At 47.5% G+C, this 18,575-nt stretch carries 16 protein-coding genes; 6 read left to right on the top strand and 10 right to left on the bottom strand.

The window, feature by feature from the left end; genetic code table 11:
* Positions 1-34: 34 nt before the first annotated feature.
* The 4 genes from gspF to gspC are packed head-to-tail and all read right to left on the bottom strand — an operon-like array spanning position 35 to position 5,805.
* Positions 35-1,264, bottom strand: a complete 1,230-nt coding sequence (gene gspF / locus ACFOEE_RS20125; RefSeq protein ID WP_377128829.1) for a type II secretion system inner membrane protein GspF — start codon at positions 1,262-1,264, stop codon at positions 35-37.
* Positions 1,264-2,805: a type II secretion system ATPase GspE gene (gene gspE / locus ACFOEE_RS20130; protein WP_377128832.1), complete on the bottom strand. Its 1,542-nt coding sequence runs from the start codon at positions 2,803-2,805 to the stop codon at positions 1,264-1,266. Before gspE ends, gspF begins: the two co-directional genes overlap by 1 nt.
* Positions 2,798-4,876: a type II secretion system secretin GspD gene (gspD, locus tag ACFOEE_RS20135; protein ID WP_377128835.1), complete on the bottom strand. Its 2,079-nt coding sequence runs from the start codon at positions 4,874-4,876 to the stop codon at positions 2,798-2,800. Before gspD ends, gspE begins: the two co-directional genes overlap by 8 nt.
* Before the next feature lie 26 nt (positions 4,877-4,902).
* The gene (gspC, locus tag ACFOEE_RS20140; RefSeq protein ID WP_377129014.1) at positions 4,903-5,805 is read right to left on the bottom strand and encodes a type II secretion system protein GspC; all 903 of its coding nucleotides are present in this window, start codon (positions 5,803-5,805) and stop codon (positions 4,903-4,905) included.
* Between the two features lie 231 nt (positions 5,806-6,036).
* On the opposite strand from gspC, the gene hslR reads away from it, so the two are divergent.
* The 3 genes from hslR to ACFOEE_RS20155 all read left to right on the top strand — a co-directional run bounded on the left by hslR (position 6,037) and on the right by ACFOEE_RS20155 (position 9,154).
* Complete coding sequence (gene hslR / locus ACFOEE_RS20145; protein WP_377128838.1) at positions 6,037-6,447, top strand: ribosome-associated heat shock protein Hsp15; 411 nt, start codon at positions 6,037-6,039, stop codon at positions 6,445-6,447.
* Positions 6,448-6,457: 10 nt separating this feature from the next.
* Positions 6,458-7,303 carry an Hsp33 family molecular chaperone HslO gene (hslO, locus tag ACFOEE_RS20150; protein WP_377128840.1) on the top strand — a complete coding sequence of 282 codons (846 nt, stop codon included), beginning with the start codon at positions 6,458-6,460 and terminating at the stop codon, positions 7,301-7,303.
* 312 nt (positions 7,304-7,615) lie between these two features.
* Entirely contained in the window at positions 7,616-9,154 is a 1,539-nt protein-coding gene (locus ACFOEE_RS20155; protein ID WP_377128843.1) for a phosphoenolpyruvate carboxykinase, read from the top strand.
* A 65-nt stretch (positions 9,155-9,219) separates the two neighbouring features.
* Here the strand turns inward: ACFOEE_RS20155 and ACFOEE_RS20160 are convergent, their stop codons facing one another.
* Positions 9,220-10,110 carry a LysR substrate-binding domain-containing protein gene (locus ACFOEE_RS20160; protein ID WP_377128846.1) on the bottom strand — a complete coding sequence of 297 codons (891 nt, stop codon included), beginning with the start codon at positions 10,108-10,110 and terminating at the stop codon, positions 9,220-9,222.
* Between the two features lie 99 nt (positions 10,111-10,209).
* Between ACFOEE_RS20160 and ACFOEE_RS20165 the strand changes: the two genes are divergently transcribed.
* Entirely contained in the window at positions 10,210-11,202 is a 993-nt protein-coding gene (locus ACFOEE_RS20165; protein WP_377128849.1) for a TDT family transporter, read from the top strand.
* A 1-nt stretch (position 11,203) separates the two neighbouring features.
* Here ACFOEE_RS20165 and envZ read toward each other — a convergent pair whose 3' ends face one another.
* Both envZ and ompR read right to left on the bottom strand, forming a co-directional pair.
* On the bottom strand, positions 11,204-12,517 hold the full coding sequence (gene envZ / locus ACFOEE_RS20170) for a two-component system sensor histidine kinase EnvZ (RefSeq protein ID WP_377128852.1): 1,314 nt from the start codon (positions 12,515-12,517) through the stop codon (positions 11,204-11,206).
* 22 nt (positions 12,518-12,539) lie between these two features.
* The gene (ompR, locus tag ACFOEE_RS20175; RefSeq protein ID WP_377128855.1) at positions 12,540-13,259 is read right to left on the bottom strand and encodes an osmolarity response regulator transcription factor OmpR; all 720 of its coding nucleotides are present in this window, start codon (positions 13,257-13,259) and stop codon (positions 12,540-12,542) included.
* 173 nt (positions 13,260-13,432) lie between these two features.
* On the opposite strand from ompR, the gene greB reads away from it, so the two are divergent.
* Together greB and ACFOEE_RS20185 are read left to right on the top strand one after the other, a co-directional pair.
* Positions 13,433-13,906 carry a transcription elongation factor GreB gene (greB, locus tag ACFOEE_RS20180; protein WP_377128858.1) on the top strand — a complete coding sequence of 158 codons (474 nt, stop codon included), beginning with the start codon at positions 13,433-13,435 and terminating at the stop codon, positions 13,904-13,906.
* 76 nt (positions 13,907-13,982) lie between these two features.
* Positions 13,983-16,298: a Tex family protein gene (locus tag ACFOEE_RS20185; protein WP_377128861.1), complete on the top strand. Its 2,316-nt coding sequence runs from the start codon at positions 13,983-13,985 to the stop codon at positions 16,296-16,298.
* Positions 16,299-16,409: 111 nt separating this feature from the next.
* Here ACFOEE_RS20185 and ACFOEE_RS20190 read toward each other — a convergent pair whose 3' ends face one another.
* From ACFOEE_RS20190 to bioH, 3 genes are all read right to left on the bottom strand, one after another.
* Positions 16,410-17,330 carry a putative metalloprotease CJM1_0395 family protein gene (locus tag ACFOEE_RS20190; protein WP_377128864.1) on the bottom strand — a complete coding sequence of 307 codons (921 nt, stop codon included), beginning with the start codon at positions 17,328-17,330 and terminating at the stop codon, positions 16,410-16,412.
* A 50-nt stretch (positions 17,331-17,380) separates the two neighbouring features.
* On the bottom strand, positions 17,381-17,689 hold the full coding sequence (locus ACFOEE_RS20195) for a hypothetical protein (RefSeq protein WP_377128867.1): 309 nt from the start codon (positions 17,687-17,689) through the stop codon (positions 17,381-17,383).
* A 99-nt stretch (positions 17,690-17,788) separates the two neighbouring features.
* The gene (gene bioH, locus ACFOEE_RS20200; protein ID WP_377128869.1) at positions 17,789-18,526 is read right to left on the bottom strand and encodes a pimeloyl-ACP methyl ester esterase BioH; all 738 of its coding nucleotides are present in this window, start codon (positions 18,524-18,526) and stop codon (positions 17,789-17,791) included.
* Between the last annotated feature and the right edge of the window lie 49 nt (positions 18,527-18,575).

Raw genomic sequence — 18,575 nt, forward strand, 5'->3', positions numbered from 1 at the left:
GTCGAGCAGCAACTCTGTTCGACTTGTGTTTAGACTACAGACCAATTGCTTTGTTCATTGCCATAATCGGCTGCAAAATGGCCATTACGATAAATAGTACGATTACTGCCATGCCTGCTATCATGGCCGGCTCGAGCAATTTCAGCGACACATTGACCATGCTTTCAAACTCACGGTCTTGGTTATTGGCCGCACGCTCAAGCATTTGCTCTAACTCGCCCGATTTCTCACCACTGGCAATCATGTGGATCATCATCGGCGGGAATAATTTGGTTTGCTGTAACGCCGCACGTAAGCTTGCACCTTCGCTGACGCGCGTTGCCGCCTCTGAAACTGCTTGTTTAATTTTCTGATTTTCCAACACTTGCCCTGAAATCTTCATGCCTTCCAAAAGCGGCACTGAGCTAGACGACAAAATACTGAGTGTTCTGGCGAATCGCGCGGTATTAATGCCACGGCTTACTTTTCCGATACCCGGCATTTGCAGCAGTTTAGCGTCATACCAAAAACGAATTTTAGGGTTTTGTAGCGCCTTTTTTATTGCCACTATGATAAGGGTGATAATAACGATGGAAGGCAGCCAATAATTCTGCACAAACTGACTCGCCGCCATCACCCATTCCGTTGTCCATGGCAGTGCTTGTTTCGATTTTTCAAAAGTTTTGAGAATTTTAGGCACGACCGTACCGAGTAACACCGACACAATAGCAATCGCAAAAATCACGAGAATGGTTGGATACACCATAGCTTGAGTGATTTGACTGCGCATATGCTGGCGTTGTTCAGTGTAGTCTGCCAGGCGGTTCAGTACGGCATCCAAATGACCTGACTTTTCACCTGCTGCCACCATAGCGCGGTATAAGTTATCAAACACATGCGGGAATTCCGACATACCATCCGCTAGAGTATAGCCTTCTACCACTTTCGAGCGTACCGCCATTAGCATACGTTTCAAACGGGGTTTTTCGCACTGTTCAGCAACAGCCATCACTGCCGCTTCAACCGGTAAAGCGGATTGAATAAGCGTAGCAAGCTGACGGGTGATCAGTGCTAAGTCTGCTGTCGATGGGCGATAACCCGAGCGAAACGTAAAGCCACCTGAACTACTAACGCCTTTATCCCTTTGCGCAGCTGGGCTAACCTCAAGCGCCACCATGCCTTGATCGCGTAGCAAAGTACGCACTTGCTTGGCAGTATCAGCCTCAAGAATGCCTTTCTTTTCTTTACCTTTGCTATCCAGAGCGCGATATTCAAACGCGGCCATTACCCCTCCTCGCGCGTTACACGCAAGACCTCTTCTAGAGTGGTTTTACCCGCTAATACCCGCGCACAGCCATCCTGACGAATGCTTGGGCTGTGCTTACGAATATACTTCTCAACCGCTTGTTCGCCCTTACCACTATGGATAAGTTCGCGAATATGCTCATCCACCAAGAGTAGCTCATGAATACCGGTACGGCCGCGGTAACCGTTAAAGTTACACTCTTCACAACCAACAGCACGGTAAATAATCGGCGGATTAGTTGCTGGTACCCCCAAGAGCTGACATTCACGCTCATCCGCTTGATGGGGCTGCTTACAACTTGGACATAAGGTCCGCACTAAACGCTGTGACAATACGCCAAGTAACGAGGACGATAACAGAAATGGCTCAACGCCCATGTCTTCCATCCGGGTAATAGCACCTGCTGCGGTATTGGTATGCAGCGTAGACATAACTAAGTGGCCGGTCAGTGAAGCTTGGACACCAATCTGTGCGGTTTCAAGGTCGCGGATCTCACCCACCATCACCACATCAGGGTCTTGCCGCAGAATGGCGCGCAGCCCGCGCGCAAAGGTCATATCCACTTTAGGGTTAACTTGCGTTTGACCAATGCCAGGAATTTCGTATTCAATCGGATCTTCAACGGTCAGGATGTTGCGATCTTTACTGTTAATTTGCGTTAAGCCCGCATACAGGGTGGTACTTTTACCGGAACCCGTTGGGCCTGTAACCAATATGATGCCGTGCGGTTTGGCAATCATATCAGCAAAAATTTGCCGATTGCGCTCAGTCATACCGAGGTCTTCAAGGTTCAAGCGAGCATTATTTTTGTCGAGTAACCGCAGTACCACACGTTCACCAAAACTTGATGGCATAGTTGAAACCCGCACATCTACCGCACGACCTGCAATGCGTAGACTAATGCGGCCGTCTTGCGGTACGCGTTTTTCGGCGATATCGAGCTTAGCCATAACCTTGATGCGCGAAACCAGCAATGACGAGAGCTTACGGTTAGGTTTTAGCACTTCTTTTAACACCCCATCGACCCGGAAGCGGATCACCAAATCCTGCTCGAAGGTTTCAATGTGGATATCCGATGCGCCTTCTTTAATTGCTTCACTGAGCATCGCGTTGATAAGTTTGATGATAGGTGCGTCATCGTCTGCGGCTAACAAATCTTCTGTTTGCGGCAGTTCTTCGGCCAACGAGAATAAATCCACCTCGTTGCCGATGTCTTCCATCATTTGCTGGGTTTCAGAGCTATCACGTTGATAACTTGCTTCTAATAACAGCTCGAAGCGGTCAGCCGGTAGCGCTTCTATCTTAAATGCTTTACCCGCCACGCGGCGCACTTCCAACAAGGCCTCAGGCGTAACATCACCTGTGGTATAAACAGTTAAAGCATCCGCGTCGTGGCTCAGCAGCACACCAAAACGCTTCGCAAAGGCAAACGGTAAACGCTTTTTAACGGCGCGCGCATCGTTTTGCAATGCAACGTCAGGCTCAACGCTTGCCAAAAGACTCGTTACTTGCTCAGTCATTGTTTTGCTCTTTGCTGTTTTGTTGTTTCAAATACTCTTCATAAGAAGGTGGTAACGTCAGCTCGTCGTTCCACTCAGGCAGCACAGGCGAGTCTGTTAATGGCATTAAGTCAATGCCATCTTCGCGTTGTTTCTGCTGTTCACTGCGAATAAAGTTATATTTGCTATGGCTAAGGCCATTCATCTTAACTGAGTCACGCACGATAGTGGGGCGGATAAACACCAACAGGTTACGTTTTTTCTTGCTGGTGCTGGTTGATCTAAAGAGGTGACCTAATACTGGAATATCGCCAAGTAACGGTACTTTCGAAACGCTTTCTTGTACGTCTTCGTCAATCAAACCGCCGAGTACAACCATACCACCATCGTCAGCAATAACTGTGGTGCTAATCGCACGTTTATTGATTGCAATATCCACCGCAGTCGCACCACTGACGCCTGATACTTCTTGTTCAATCGTAAGTTGAACTGCATCGCCTTCGTTAATTTGCGGCGTTACTTTAAGTTTGATACCTACTTCTTGACGGTTAACCGTTTGGAATGGATTAGAGTTATTATTGCCTGTGGTTGAACCGGTAATAATAGGCACTTCTTGACCCACAATCATCGACGCTTCTTCGTTGTCCATGGTCGTGACCGACGGCGTAGCAAGAATGTTAGAGTTGGTATCGGTTGATACCGCCTGCACTATAGCACCCCAATCATTGCGGATAATACCCGCAGCCAAACCATTAATGCCGCCAACCAATTGGCCAAGTGCGGTCAAGTCGCCTTTAACCGTCTCAGTGTAAGGTTTGTTCTCGTCAGTAAGGCTACCAGTGTAAACTTTCTTAACTTCTTTATCACGCGCCTGTTCTGCGGCTACAGCCAAGCCACCAATCGGCACTGTGGTGCCATTGTTAAACTGCAACATGCCACCATCTTTACTGATCCATTGTAAGCCGAGGTTAATACCATCCCCTTCAAAGACTTCCACCACAATGGCTTCAACTAATACTTGGGCACGGCGAATATCAAGCTGCTCAATGACCTTAGCCAGCGAGCGCATGGTGTCTGGCTGCGCGGTGATTACCACAGAATTCGAGTCTGCATAAGCTTCAATGCTGGTTTCGCCTTTTTGACCACTGCTGCGGCGCGCAGTACCGCCGCCGTTGGCGCCGCCTTGTGCTTCTTCTTGCAGGGTTTTGCTCACCCCTTGTAACACTTTAACAAGATCTTCAGCTTTGGCGTAATTGAGGTTAAATACTTGCGTATTGCCGGTGTTTTCTAGCTCATCGTCCAAACGCTTAATTAAATCTGCCGCTCGGCCACGGGCTTGTGACTCACCGCTGACAATCACACTATTGGTGCGCGCATCAGCCACAACTTTAGGGATCAAAAACTCAGGGATAGTGCCTTTGCCAGAATCTTTAAAGATGTTTTCTACAACTGACACCACATCTTCTGCGGTCGCGTGATGCAGCTTAATAATATCGACACGGCGGTCACCGGCTTGGTCAACCGAACGAATAATATCGACTAGACGATTTACCGATGAAGCATGACCGGTCAACATCATCACGTTAGCGGAACTCATGTTCGCAACATGACCACCATCTTTTTGGTCACTGAATTGACGCACTAATGGGCCAAGCTCTTGCACGCTGACGTTTTTGACTCGCACTACGCGCGTCACCAGTACATCACCATTACCTTTTTCTTCACCTTCAACCAAAGGTACGTTCGATTTTTTACCATCCGCGCTGCGAACGATTTTCAATACCCCTGAGTCCATCTCAACTACGGCATAGCCATAAACTTCAAGGACGTTTAAAAAGAATTGGTAGTAAAGTTTTTCATCCATCAACTCGTAACTACGGACATTAATATTGCCACGCACGTTCGGGTCGATAATGATGGTTTTATTGAGATTCTTACCAACGATATTGATAAATTCGTTGATGTCGGTGCCTTTAAAGTTGGCCGCATATTCCACTGCTGATACCGACCAAGACAAGCCAGCCGCTAAAAAGAGTGCAGCATACTTAGCTAACCCGATTTTGCTTGTTGTATGGTTTCGCTTATTCATCATTGCTGTGATTACTCCAAAAATGTGTCTTACAGGCTGAACTGCACATCCATCAAACCGCCGTCGCGTTCAATGGTAATGGTGGCATTGGTGCTGTTACGCAGTTCATTAACGGCTTGCATTGCCTGTTTCATATCCGTGAGTTGATAGCCGTTGATAGCAACAGCCAAATCATTGTTCTTAAGTCCCATCCTTGCAAAAAGTTCCGGATCTTTTCCGGCGCTTAGACGATAGCCGATGAGTTTGCCATCTTTTGTCGCTTGCGAAATGCGAATATAGTCAAATAACTTACCGGGATCTTGCATCACTTCTGAGCGAGTGGCGGTTAAGTCCGCTTTGAGATTGTCTTTCTCTACCGTATATTGCGCTGCTTCTGCAGCATTATTATTGCGCTTTGCAGAAGAAGGGACGCTCACCGTTTTAGTAAAATCTAAGCCATCTAACATCAGCGTCTCAAAACGCCCGCCGACATCTAAAATAACGCGATCAGGTAACACTTGCGCAAGCTTGGCGCGCGTACCCGCTATCGCGTCTTGCACTACATAGGTTTCTTGGCGACCTTGCGACTCAATGACCGCTAGGCCCGCTTCGTCGTCTTGGCTAACGGCCACAATGCCTGTCAAACGCAAACTCAAACGGGTTTCTGGGGCATCTGAAATCACAGTTTTTGGCGCGGTATCTGGTTTGGCATCAGCTTGGCCAAATAGGTTTTGGCTGATAATGCTGCGCACGTTTACTGGCGTTTGCGCACTTTGCTGGTAATTCGCCAACGCAGGTAAATTTGAAGAAGTTGGTTTTGGCCAGAGTAGCCAGAATAATTGAGAAGCAAGATAAGCAATATAAATAACTGCGGCTAAGGTCACCAGCTTGTTAAGCCGCTTATGCGGTAAATATTGTGCAATTTTTTGCAACTGTACTAAATACTGTTCCATCATTTCACTTTTCTTCTTCTTGCGAGCGCTCCAGTGTAACGCCTCATAACCCATTCAACAAGCAAACAATTATGAAACATTACATTAACTCACAATACAACTCAGTTCTGTAAATGAATGTCAAAAAGCCACTTTACTGCACCTTTATGACAAGCATATGTGTGCTTTTGTTAGAGCCGCGAATGTGGTACATTTTTACCCTGACGCGATTTATTTACAGAGTTATTTTTGGTGGCCAAAACAAACCCACAACAGCAAACCGATGCGACGGCAATCCGGCTCGACAAATGGTTATGGGCAGCTCGTTTTTACAAGACCCGCACTTTGGCGCGAGAAATGATACAAGGCGGTAAGGTACACTACAACGGACAACGCTGTAAACCCAGTAAAACGGTCGATGTCGGCGCAGTAATAAAACTTGCGCAAGGCCACGATGATAGAGAAGTGACCGTGCTGGCACTGGCCGAAAAGCGGCTCGCCGCACCGCTCGCGCAAGCGCTTTACCAAGAATCTGAGGAAAGCATTGAACGCCGCGAAAAAAACGCTATCGCGCGCAAAAATAATTTGTTGTTTGCCCCCCATCCGATCACCAAGCCGGATAAAAAACAACGTCGAGAACTACTGAAACTGAAGTTAAGTTAGGATTTTGTTAATGCAAAGCGATTTATTACACCGCTATATATTCGAGAATTTAGACGTCCGTGGTGAGCTGGTACAGCTTCAACAAACCTATCAGGACATTATTGCTGGCCATGACTATCCAGCTGAAGTACAAGCTTTATTGGGTGAGTTACTGGTAGCAACTTGTTTATTGACTGCGACATTGAAATTTGAAGGTCAAATCGCAGTGCAATTACAAGGTGATGGTCCTGTTAAATATGCCGTGATCAATGGCGACCATCAGCAAAACATGCGTGGTATTGCGCGTTTACAAAGTGAACTGCGTGGCGGTTCGATTGCCGATTTGATTGGTCAAGGCCATATGGTCATCACTATCACCCCAAGTAAGGGTGAGCGTTATCAGGGTATCGTGCCATTAACTGCGGATACGTTGGCGGGTTGTTTAGAAAGCTACTTCGAACAATCAGAGCAGTTAAAAACTCGTTTATGGCTGGCAACCAGCAATCAAGATGGCGTCGCCAAGGCCAGTGGCATGCTGCTCCAAGTATTGCCAGTGGATCAAGCCAAATCAAAAACCGATTTTGCTCACTTGGAAGCACTGACCACCACCATTACGGCCAGTGAAATGCTCGATTTGGACGCGCAAACTGTGCTGACGCGCCTTTACCATGAAGACAATCCACAACTGTTTACACCACAAGCAGTACAATTTAAATGTGGTTGTAGTCGTGAGAAAACCATTGATGCGCTCGTCAATGTTGGTCGTGAAGCGTTACTTGAAGATCTTGCGGCGCAAGGTGAGATTAAGATCAGCTGCCATTATTGCCTCCAAGATTACCGCTTTAACGAGGACGATATTAACGCAATTTTTAGTTAATTAGACTGTACCTAATTTAGTTTAATCGAAGCCGCTAAAACAGCGGCTTTTTTTATGACAAAAACTGATACCGGTGTCATAAAAACCTGCCTTTTCATGACACCGGTATCATTGAAAATATTCAAGTTTTTTCTGCAAAAAGGCGGATTTTAGGCCTTGCAAACACTCGTCTAATGCAACTTCATCTGTTACTATAATTTTAGCTTTGATGAGTTATTGACCTCTTGGTTTTTTGCATAAAGTCTTGAGGTCAATATTTTCTGTTAGAACCCAGAGCTATCCCGTTCAATCTCTCATTTTTTAGGTATAAACATGACTTCAAGCGCAACTCGTTATGTCGATTTAACCGCAGCTGAACTGGTAGAGCACGCGATCCGTCGTGGCGAAGGTACTTTGGCCGCCAATGGTGCATTTGTGGCACAAACTGGCCGCCGCACTGGCCGTTCTCCAAGTGACCGTTTTATCGTCCAAGAGCCTACTACAGCGAATGACATTCAATGGGGCAACGTGAACCGCCCATTCGATGCTGGCAAATTTGACGCGTTATGGGCTCGTGTAGAAGCGTATATTGCGGAACAAGACCACTTCGTCTCTCACCTCGAAGTGGGTGCAGATCCTGAGCATTACTTGCCTGTGGTAGTGACCACCGAAACTGCTTGGCACCATATTTTTGCTCAGAACATGTTTATCATTCCTGAAAAATACAATGCAGCTGATTTACCTGAATGGCGAGTATTGAATGTCCCTTCTTTTGTTTGTGATCCAGAGCGCGATGGCACAAACAGCGACGGCACAGTCATCATCAACTTTGCAGAGCGCAAAGTGTTACTTGCTGGTATGCGTTATGCCGGTGAAATGAAAAAATCGATGTTCTCTGTACAGAACTTCCTGTTGCCAGCGAAAGGTGTATTACCTATGCACTGTAGTGCAAACGTCGGCGAAGCGGGCGATACTGCGTTATTCTTCGGCCTTTCTGGTACAGGTAAAACGACTTTATCTGCTGACCCAACACGTTTCCTCATTGGTGACGATGAGCACGGTTGGGCACCAGGTAGCGTATTCAATATCGAAGGCGGCTGTTACGCAAAATGTATCGACCTATCACAAAAGAATGAACCTGTGATTTGGGATGCGATCCGTTTTGGTACTATCTTAGAAAACGTGATGCTGGATGAAAACCGCGTACCTAACTACGCAGACACTAGCTTGACGCAAAACTCACGCGCCTCTTACCCACTAGAGCACGTAGAAAAACGTAAAGTAGAAAACCGCGCTGGCGAACCAAAAGCTGTGATTTTCTTAACTTGTGACGTAAGCGGTGTGTTACCGCCAGTATCTGTGCTTTCAGAAGAAGCGGCGGCTTACCACTTCCTGAGTGGTTACACAGCGAAAGTTGGCTCTACTGAAATTGGCTCAACTTCAGATATCGAATCGACTTTCTCAACTTGTTTTGGTGCGCCATTCTTCCCACGTCCAGCTGGCGTTTACGCTGAGCTACTGATGAAACGTGTACGTGAGTTTGGTGCCAAAGTGTACCTAGTAAACACAGGTTGGACAGGCGGTCCATACGGTGTTGGTAAGCGCTTTGATATTCCAACTACTCGCGCAGTGGTAGATGCAATTGTTTCTGGTAACTTAGCGGGCGTTGAAACGCAACATATTGAGGTGCTGAATCTTGATGTGCCAGTAGCAGTACCAGGTGTGGACAGCAAACTACTTAACCCAATGAACACTTGGGCAGACAAAGATAAGTACGCTCAATACGCAGCGAAATTGGCAGCAGAATTTAAAGCTAACTTCACTAAGTACGACGTACCTGAGTCTATCGTTAATGCTGGCCCACGCGGTTAAGCATTAATAACAGACACAATTCCTTTATCAATGATGATGTAAAACGCCCTTACGAGGGCGTTTTTTTATGCCTCGATGTCACGCAAACATTGCGCCATGCAAGCTTGCAATAGCGGGCTGCGATATTTGTCGCGATGCACCACCAAACTGAACTGCCGCAGTGGCTGAAGCACAATCGGCAATCTACACACCCGCCCATCGGCAAGCGCATATCGCGCTGCACGCGTAGAGACGCAAGCCAGCCCGAGTCCCGCGGCAACAGCATTAAGTAGTGCCTCAGTGCTGTTGAGCTGCATACTTAACAGCCATGCAGTAACCTTAGGCGCTACGTGCTGGACAAAATACTCACGGGTGCCGGAGCCGGTTTCTCGCATTAACCAAGTTTGCCCCACCAATTCAGCTAACTCTGTTACTGGTCGTCCAACTAACGGGTGGGTATGTGACGCTATAATGCACATTTCATCTTGCATAAAGACTTGGGTATCCAACATCGCGTGACTAACCTGCCCCTCAACCAAGCCGAGATCCAACTCAAAATCCAGCAGCATGTTGATGATCCTAGTGCTATTGGTGATATGTAACGTGGGCTGTGCAGCGGGAAACTGCTGCCTTAGTGTGCCAAGTAGTGCGGGCATCACTTGATTGCCAATCGTATCACTGGCACCCAAACGCAATATGCCTGCCATTTGCGCATCTTGGCTAAATAACTGCGCAATTTCATTGGCGCGCGTTAATAACTCATCAGCCAACGGCAATAATCGCCGCCCTTCTTGATTAAGCAGTAAACGGTTATTCACACGATCAAACACAGCGTGCCCAAGGTTTTTTTCCAACTCAGCCAGTGCACTACTTAGCGCCGCTTTGGAGAGATATAACTGTTCAGCGGCTGCACTCAAAGACTTAGCTTGAGTAATGGTCACAAAGGCTTGTAATTGCTTTAAGGTCGGTGTCGACATATTCGTTAAGTTTTTTCGAACGTGCGTATGAAACTATCCGATATTTGCAGACAAAATGCCAGTGTAAAATAGTCTCGGGCTAAAACACCGAGATAAGCTATGACAATCCAATTCAGGCAACACCTTAGCACAGTGCCAACTCCTCTCACGGGTTTAGCGCTTGGCATCGCGAGCCTTGGCTGGTGTGCAGAAAACCTATTTGCCAGTAATGGACAACTCGCGCTCCTTGGCGCTGGGGTGGCAACTTTGTTGTTGCTCTTAGTGGTGGCGAAATATTGTTGTGTGCCAGCGCGCTTACTGCAAGACTTACAACAGCCGATACTGGGTAGCGTATTGCCTACCTTTACCATGGCCACTATGGTGGTGAGCCATGCCCTTGCACCTTGGCTGGCAGGAATAGCGGAAATACTATGGTGTGCCGCAGTCGTGGTACATTTACTGTTGTTGCTTGGTTTTGTTTACTATCGCAGCCAACATTTTAAACTTGCTGATCTGTTACCCAGCTGGTTTATTCCGCCTATTGGTATTGTAGTTGCGCCTCTCACTGTACCCGCTGTACCAACGCTGCAAACCTTAGCCTATCTACTTCTCCTGTTTGGACTGGTGGCGCTTGCAGTGATGTTGCCGCTGATGCTGATGCGCTTGATTTTGGTTGGCACACCCAATCCAGCGGCGTTACCTACCTTAGCAGTGCTTGCGGCGCCTGCAAGTTTGTGTCTGGCAGGCTATTTAAGTTTTGTTGCGACACCATCCATAGAGCTAGTGGCACTGCTCACGGGTATAGCGATACTCATGACCTTTACCGCCTATTTGCTATTAACGCGCTTGCTAACTTTGCCTTTTAGCCCTTCACACGCAGCGTTTACTTTTCCTCTGGTAATTGGCGCTTCGGCACAATTTAAACTGGCAGTATGGTTAACAAGCCTTGCACCGAATACCAAGCTAGTGGCTTGGGTGGAACAGCTGGCAACCGTCGAGTTTTTTATCGCCGCAGCTGTGATAGCTGTGGTTTCGGCTCGATATGCACTCACTGCTTGGCGATATTTTCAGTTGCACATGCAAAGCAATGTGCTAGATGGCGCTTTGCCTTAAACTAACGCACAGCACCTTTGGCAACCGGCAGGTACACTTCAGCACTGAGCCCACCTTGTTTGCGATTACGCAGTTTTACCGTGCCACCATGAGTGGTGATAATCCGTTTGATAATCGCCAGCCCAAGCCCACTGCCTTCACTGCCGCGGGCTAAATCGCCGCGTTTAAACGGTTCAAATACACTTTCTAATTCAGATTCGGGAATACCCGGACCACGGTCTTTAACACAGATCAGCACTTGCTTTTTGTGGCTCAGATAATGCGTTGAGACTGTAATATCATCATCAGAATAACGAATGGCATTTTCAATCATATTGGTTACCACCCGCTTTAACGCAACGGCGTTCATCATCACCGCAGGAAGTTGCTCATCGCTTTGTAATACAATAGTGCGCTGGTGCTGCTGCTCGGCGTGGACCACTTCTTGTACCACTTGATTGACATCATCCAACACCAACTCGGCGCTATTATGATGACGTAGATACTCAATAAACTGATCGATAATCGCGTTCATATCTTCGATATCATCAATGATCCCCTGACGTAGATAATCCTCTTCATCATTCATCATTTCTGTTGCCAAGCGGATGCGAGTCAGTGGTGTGCGTAAATCGTGCGAGACCCCTGCCATCATTAAGCGTCGGTCATTTTCCAGTTCGGCGATGCCTTTGGACATTTGATTAAAGGCTTTGGTTACTTCAATTACCTCAGTTGAGCCTTCTTCTTTAAGGCGTGTAGTAAAATCTCCTACCCCAACTCTGCCCGCCGCAATCTGCAGCGATTTAAGCGGCTTATTGAGATGGCGGGCAAATAACCAGCCCCCCAAAACACTGAGAAAACCTATGGTAGAGAGATAGAAAACTAAGAACTGCAAATTGGTTTCGGTAAAACCAGATAAAGGTACTCGAACCCAGTAACCCGGCGCCTGCGGCGCCTCAACCCAGTACACCAACGGATTACCTTGGCTCACCATCACTCGTGCTGAGCCATGAAGCTGCTCCGACATGCTACGTGACAGCATAGTGTATTCTTTCGCTTGCGCTAAGCCGTTGCGATAGGCTTCGCGCTGGGTCATGACTTCAATGCCAGTGATATCGTAAAACTTAGTGGAAAATTCACTAGACAGATTAATGCTATCTTCGCGCTCAATAAACACAGTTTTAACCTGCTTGGCCAGCATTAGGTTTACTTGTTCAAAAGTCGGTTTCACCACATATAATGTCACTGTGATGTAAGAGACAATCTGGTTTATCAACAATAGCGCGCCAACGAAAAACACCGTTTGACCAAAGGCACTTCTAGGCAGAATACTCATAATGTCCTGGATTAACTACTGACTACTTATCGCCATCAGGCACAAATACATATCCCAAGCCCCATACAGTTTGAATGTAACGAGGGTTGGCAGGGTCTTCTTCTATCATGCGGCGTAAACGCGACACTTGGACATCAATACTGCGCTCAAGTGCGCTGTAATCACGACCACGGGCTAGATTCATAAGCTTGTCACGGCTAAGTGGTTCACGCGGATGGCTGACCAAAGCTTTGAGCACTGCAAATTCGCCACTGGTAAGCGACATACTTTCATCGCCTTTTTGCATCTCCCGAGTGGCAAGATTCAAAGAGAAACACCCGAATGAAACGATGTTTTCCTGCGCGGAAGGTGCCCCTGGCACTTCTTTAGTGCGGCGTCGTAATACCGCTTTGATCCGCGCGAGTAGCTCTCTTGGGTTAAATGGCTTAGGTAAATAATCATCAGCCCCTAACTCCAAACCTATGATCCTGTCTACCTCATCACCTTTTGCGGTTAACATCACAATCGGGATCTCATTTTCTTTTTGCCGTAAACGACGGCAAATCGACAAACCATCTTCACCTGGCAACATTAAATCAAGCACCATCATGTGGAAGTTTTCACGTTCCAGTAATCTATCCATTTGCTCGGAATTGGCAGCGGTACGGACGATAAAGCCTTGTTCTACCAGATAACGCTCCAGCAAACTGCGCAAACGCATGTCATCGTCTACTACTAAGATTTTGGTTGTTTCATTTCCCATTTTGTCATTCTTGTTTTTTTGGCCAACAGATAACTTTAAATATAATGGAAAAACCCCCATATAAACATCCCTGTAAACGACTAGATTGTTACATAAGGTAACAGCGCGCAAAGCTCGACAAACAACGTGGCTTTGATTAAGGTGGCCGAGCGTTTTAAGTGAGAGCATAACCAGTGAAGACCTATTTGATCACCCCTGAGGGATATCGCCAGCTACAACAAGAACATGATCACTTATGGTTCGAGAAACGACCAGAAGTGACCAAGATTGTCACTTGGGCGGCAAGTCTTGGCGATCGCTCAGAAAACGCCGACTACACCTTTAACAAACGTTTACTGCGGCAAATTGACCGTCGTGTACGCTACTTACGTAAGCTGTTACCTGAATTAAAAATTGTTTACCCGCATCCAAGTCAACACGGCAAAGTGTATTTTGGTGCTTGGGTGGAAATTGAAAACGAACAAGGAGATGTGCTGCGCTTTCGCATCGTCGGACCCGACGAAATTTACGAACGCAAAGATTACATCTCCATCGATGCGCCAATGGCCCGCGCGCTACTTGGTAAAGCAGTTGATGATGAAGTTCTTGTTACAACCCCTGAAGGTCGTAAGACTTGGTTCATCAATGAGATCACATACTCAACCTAGGCGCACCCTGAGTGCGGTGGTAAACTCACCGCCATAGGCTCATAACGAGCCACTAGAAAATAGATAAGGATTTTGCATGAGCAACATCTCACAACGTTTAGCCACTGAGTTAAACGCAAAAGAGCAGCAAGTTAACGCTGCCATCACGCTCTTAGACGAAGGCGCAACCGTGCCTTTTATTGCCCGTTACCGTAAAGAAGTAACTGGGGGTTTAGACGACACCCAACTGCGTTTATTAGAACAGCGTTTGTCATATTTACGCGAGCTTGAAGAGCGCCGCAGCTTTATTCTCAATACCATCGCTGAGCAAGGCAAACTGTCTGAACAATTAAACCGCGATATTTTAGCCGCAGACAGCAAAACCGAGCTTGAAGACCTCTATCTGCCGTATAAACCTAAGCGCCGTACCAAAGGCCAAATTGCCATTGAAGCTGGGCTTGAGCCGCTGGCAGACGCATTGTTCAATGATGCCGATTTAGACCCTAACACGACCGCGCTCAGCTATGTCGATGCCAGCAAAGGGGTTGAGGATGAAAAAGCCGCACTTGAAGGCGCTAAATTTATCTTGATGGAACGCTTTGCCGAAGACGCTAAATTATTGGCTAAGTTCCGCGACCACATGCAGAAATATGCCGCTATCAGTAGCAAAGTCGTGACAGGGCAAGAGCAAGCGGGTAATAAATACCAAGACTATTTTGATCATCAAGAACCGCTAGCAAAAGTGCCGTCTCACCGCGCTTTGGCTATGTTACGTGCACGTAACGAAGGCTTTTTGCAACTGACGATCAACCCAGAGCCTTCTGTTGAAGACGCTGCAGCTTACTGTGCGCAGATGATTGCCGACCATTATCGCTTGGCTGTACAAGGTAAAGCCGCCAGCAGCTGGTTACTGCAAGTGGTGCAATGGGCCTGGAAAGTCAAACTCGCACTGCATCTAGAAAATGAGTTTTTAGCGCAAATGCGTGAGCGCGCAGAAACCGACGCCATTGATGTGTTTGCCAAAAACCTTAAAGACTTATTGATGGCAGCGCCTGCAGGTGCAAAAGTGACTATGGGTCTTGACCCGGGTCTACGTACTGGCTGTAAAGTCGCGATTGTTGACGCTACCGGCAAGCTACTAGCGACTAACACTATTTTCCCACATGCGCCGCAAAACCTATGGGACAAATCGCTCCGTACCCTAGAGCAGTTATGTCGTCAGCACAAAGTACAGCTGATTGCGATTGGTAACGGTACTGCATCGCGTGAGACCGACAAACTGGCGGCTGAGCTCGTCAAAGCCGTCCCTGAGTTGAAAATGAATAAAATTATGGTCAGCGAGGCAGGCGCGTCGGTTTACTCTGCGTCTGAATTTGCTGCCAATGAATTCCCTGATCTTGATGTTTCTTTACGTGGTGCGGTATCAATTGCACGGCGCTTACAAGATCCGCTTGCGGAACTAGTAAAAATCGAACCTAAGTCGATTGGCGTTGGTCAATATCAGCACGACGTATCGCAAAGTCAGCTCGGTCAAAGCTTAACATCCGTCGTAGAGGATTGCGTAAACTCGGTAGGTGTTGACGTCAATACCGCCTCTGTGCCGCTCCTTACACGCGTTTCTGGCTTGAATAAAACCCTCGCGACTAATATCGTGCGCTACCGTGATGAAAATGGCAGCTTTAATAGCCGCAGTGAGTTGAAAAAAGTTGAGCGTCTTGGTCCGAAAGCCTTCGAACAAGCCGCGGGCTTTTTACGCATCGTGAATGGCAAAGATCCTTTGGACGCCTCAGCTGTTCACCCTGAAGCGTATCCTGTGGTGAAGAAAATCTGTGAAGCCAAGCAAGTGATGGTCAATGACTTAATCGGCAATAGCACGCTGTTGAACCAATTAGTCGCTAATGACTTTATTGATGACAAATTCGGTGTGCCAACGGTCACCGACATCATCAAAGAGTTGGATAAACCAGGTCGCGATCCTCGCCCAGAATTTAAGACAGCAGAATTTAAAGCGGGTGTTGAAAGCATTTCTGATCTCAAACCAGGTATGGTTCTTGAAGGTGTGGTGTCTAACGTGGCTAACTTTGGTGCGTTTGTCGATGTCGGCGTCCATCAAGATGGTTTAGTGCATATTTCAGCGCTGACTAATAAGTTTATTAGCGATCCGCGTGAAGTGGTTAAAGCCGGTGACATAGTTAAGGTTAAAGTGCTGGAAGTCGATGTGGCACGTAAACGTATCAGTTTCACGATGCGCATGGACGACGAAGTGGTAGCGCCAGCAAAAGGTAAAGCTGCAGACAACACCAATACTCAGCCACGAGCCAAAAGTGCCGCGCCAGCTAAGGCCAAACCTGCTGCTGGCAATGCCGCTATGGGTAATGCGTTTGCTGAAGCGTTTGCGAAATTGAAAAAGTAATCGAAGTACGCTCACGCTGTGGGTGGTGTCTTTCACCACCACTTCGGTAACGTAACGCAAAAAGCATAAAGGCCGCAATGCGGCCTTTATGCTTACTCTATTCTCAATCACTCAAATTACGCGACTAAAGCCAGACACACTTTTTGGCTCATAAACATGTTGATAAAAATCGGCAATGCGGCTTGCTCTGGCATTCACTTCAGGGTCACGACTCACCTCCAACGCTTGGCGCCGAGCGACAACGGCAAATTCTTGCTCATCATCACCAGCAAGAAAAATATCTGCTGCTGACTCTAGCTTTGCCTCTTTACCTTCCTCTTCGCCACTCAGACGCCGACGTTGATAAGTCCCAATACCATCATTACTCGACTCTTCATCATCGGCATTCAAGGCCTGTTTGGCTAAATCTGCCTGCGCTTGCGCGATTTTTTGCGTCGCATCTGCGGCAATTGCGCGATCAGCACCAGATGGCTCCGCAGGAGCAAGCGCCGCCGAGCGCACGGTTTGCATTTTTTCAATAGTGGCTTGCGGATCTCCCGGCACTTCGGAGACGTCTATCATCACCTCGCCACCGACAGCATAATTGTTGCCATCGGAACCGCGCTGAAACTCGTAGCTCGGTGAACCGGCATGTGAGCCACCAACACGGGCATGCGCCTGCTCGTGCAAACGCACCTCGCGGTCACGGTCTTTGAGTTGTTCGAGCTGTTTTAAGTCTGCTTCAGCTTGGCGTTGCTGATGGCGATTTTCATCTCCTTCCGCCTCACCCTCACCTTCTTGGTGTTTAGCTTCTCGGCCTGAAATAGCATGCTTGTCTTCAAGCTGCACTTTTTTATCGTACAGCCCCTTTTCGTCCTGAGGCTGGCCTTTGGCTTTGTCTGAATCTTGAAATGCACGGTTATCTGTAAATGAGGGCGTAGCAGAAGAGGGCTGCGGGATCACTTCGCGCAGCTGATTATCACGTCGCGCCGTTTCGGTATGGACGTTTCCTATATTGAGATTAATCGCCGGTTGCGGCGTTACAATATTCATTGTGTATCACTAGCAACAAGGTTATAGCTCTATTGCTATTTACCTCGTGATTAAACCTTGATATCAACCAAAGTACCTAACACTTCGTCTGCCGTACGAATTGTTTGAGTATTTGCCTTAGCGTTAAACTCTTCAACTTTTAATTGCACCAATGACTCGTCAATACGCGGCGGCTGAGAGACTGGCGGCGTTACCGCTTCATCTTTACTGGCTGCTTGCAGCTGACGTTGCTGGGCGAGTTGGTCGTCATCCTGTTGTTGCAAACTGGCGCGATTAATATCTGCAGTGGCACGTTCAATTTGCTGGCTGGCTCGGTTAAAACCTTCCACCCCACTTGATAATGCGCTTCCTACTGGCATAGCACACCTCCGCTTAATGACTTTGTCTAATTATTGCGCAAAAACACCTCAAATGAAAGGATGAACTCGATAAACTTTCACCACCCTCAGGTATGAGTTTTAAAGCATTGATTTCAATATAGATACAAACTCCTCGCGGTGAGAAATAAACGGTGCATGAGATGCTTTTGGCAATATTTCTGCACGAAATGCGGGGTTGAGCTGTTGCATCGCTGCTACGGCGCGCTCTGGCACCAGTGAATCAAGTCGGCCGAAGATGCCATAAATCGGGATAGGTAAAGCGCAAAACAGCGCCCGTAAATCGCAGTCGGCTAATAATGTCAAACCACCCGCCAGCGCCACTGTATTGGGCGTTGGCGATGTCGCTAACCATTCGCGCAAGCGCTTAATGTCCTGCTTTGCATGCTCGCTGCCCATAGCTTGAATTGCCAAAAACCTTTCTATGGTTTTACCCGTATCTTGCAGTAAAGCTGCCTGAAATTGCGCTAAGACCAGCGCTTTGATCCCCGGCCACTGCGGCGATTCAAGAAAATATGGGCTCGAGCCAACCAAAATAATTTTGCGCACTTTGTTGGGATAAGCTTGCGCCAGGTGTAGCGCAAACAGCCCAGCCATAGACCACGCGACTAAAGTGCTTTGTTCTGGAATATGTGCTGCCAACTCGGTTACTGCAGTGGTTAAATCATATTCAGCCTGCAGCCAAGGTGCATTACCAAAACCAGGTAAATCAAGCGCCAGCACTTGATTGTAGCCCGCGCTTTGCAAGTCTTGCTGAACCAATTGCCACACGGCTTTATTCATACCCCAACCGTGTAACAGCACTAAGTTGCTTTGCATTTTTTCGTTCCTCTACCACACTTGCCGATATGATAACGGTACTTTGCAA

Source organism: Pseudoalteromonas fenneropenaei, assembly GCF_042643375.1.
In the GTDB taxonomy this organism is placed as follows: Bacteria; Pseudomonadota; Gammaproteobacteria; order Enterobacterales; family Alteromonadaceae; genus Pseudoalteromonas; species Pseudoalteromonas fenneropenaei.

What these genes read in the sequence shown, in the direction of transcription:
- gspF (WP_377128829.1), bottom strand. Translation starts at nt 1,264, where the DNA reads ATGGCCGCGTTTGAATATCGCGCTCTGGATAGCAAAGGTAAAGAAAAG.
- gspE (WP_377128832.1), bottom strand. Translation starts at nt 2,805, where the DNA reads ATGACTGAGCAAGTAACGAGTCTTTTGGCAAGCGTTGAGCCTGACGTT.
- gspD (WP_377128835.1), bottom strand. Translation starts at nt 4,876, where the DNA reads ATGATGAATAAGCGAAACCATACAACAAGCAAAATCGGGTTAGCTAAG.
- gspC (WP_377129014.1), bottom strand. Translation starts at nt 5,805, where the DNA reads ATGGAACAGTATTTAGTACAGTTGCAAAAAATTGCACAATATTTACCG.
- hslO (WP_377128840.1), top strand. Translation starts at nt 6,458, where the DNA reads ATGCAAAGCGATTTATTACACCGCTATATATTCGAGAATTTAGACGTC.
- ACFOEE_RS20155 (WP_377128843.1), top strand. Translation starts at nt 7,616, where the DNA reads ATGACTTCAAGCGCAACTCGTTATGTCGATTTAACCGCAGCTGAACTG.
- ACFOEE_RS20160 (WP_377128846.1), bottom strand. Translation starts at nt 10,110, where the DNA reads ATGTCGACACCGACCTTAAAGCAATTACAAGCCTTTGTGACCATTACT.
- ACFOEE_RS20165 (WP_377128849.1), top strand. Translation starts at nt 10,210, where the DNA reads ATGACAATCCAATTCAGGCAACACCTTAGCACAGTGCCAACTCCTCTC.
- envZ (WP_377128852.1), bottom strand. Translation starts at nt 12,517, where the DNA reads ATGAGTATTCTGCCTAGAAGTGCCTTTGGTCAAACGGTGTTTTTCGTT.
- ompR (WP_377128855.1), bottom strand. Translation starts at nt 13,259, where the DNA reads ATGGGAAATGAAACAACCAAAATCTTAGTAGTAGACGATGACATGCGT.
- ACFOEE_RS20185 (WP_377128861.1), top strand. Translation starts at nt 13,983, where the DNA reads ATGAGCAACATCTCACAACGTTTAGCCACTGAGTTAAACGCAAAAGAG.
- ACFOEE_RS20190 (WP_377128864.1), bottom strand. Translation starts at nt 17,330, where the DNA reads ATGAATATTGTAACGCCGCAACCGGCGATTAATCTCAATATAGGAAAC.
- ACFOEE_RS20195 (WP_377128867.1), bottom strand. Translation starts at nt 17,689, where the DNA reads ATGCCAGTAGGAAGCGCATTATCAAGTGGGGTGGAAGGTTTTAACCGA.
- bioH (WP_377128869.1), bottom strand. Translation starts at nt 18,526, where the DNA reads ATGCAAAGCAACTTAGTGCTGTTACACGGTTGGGGTATGAATAAAGCC.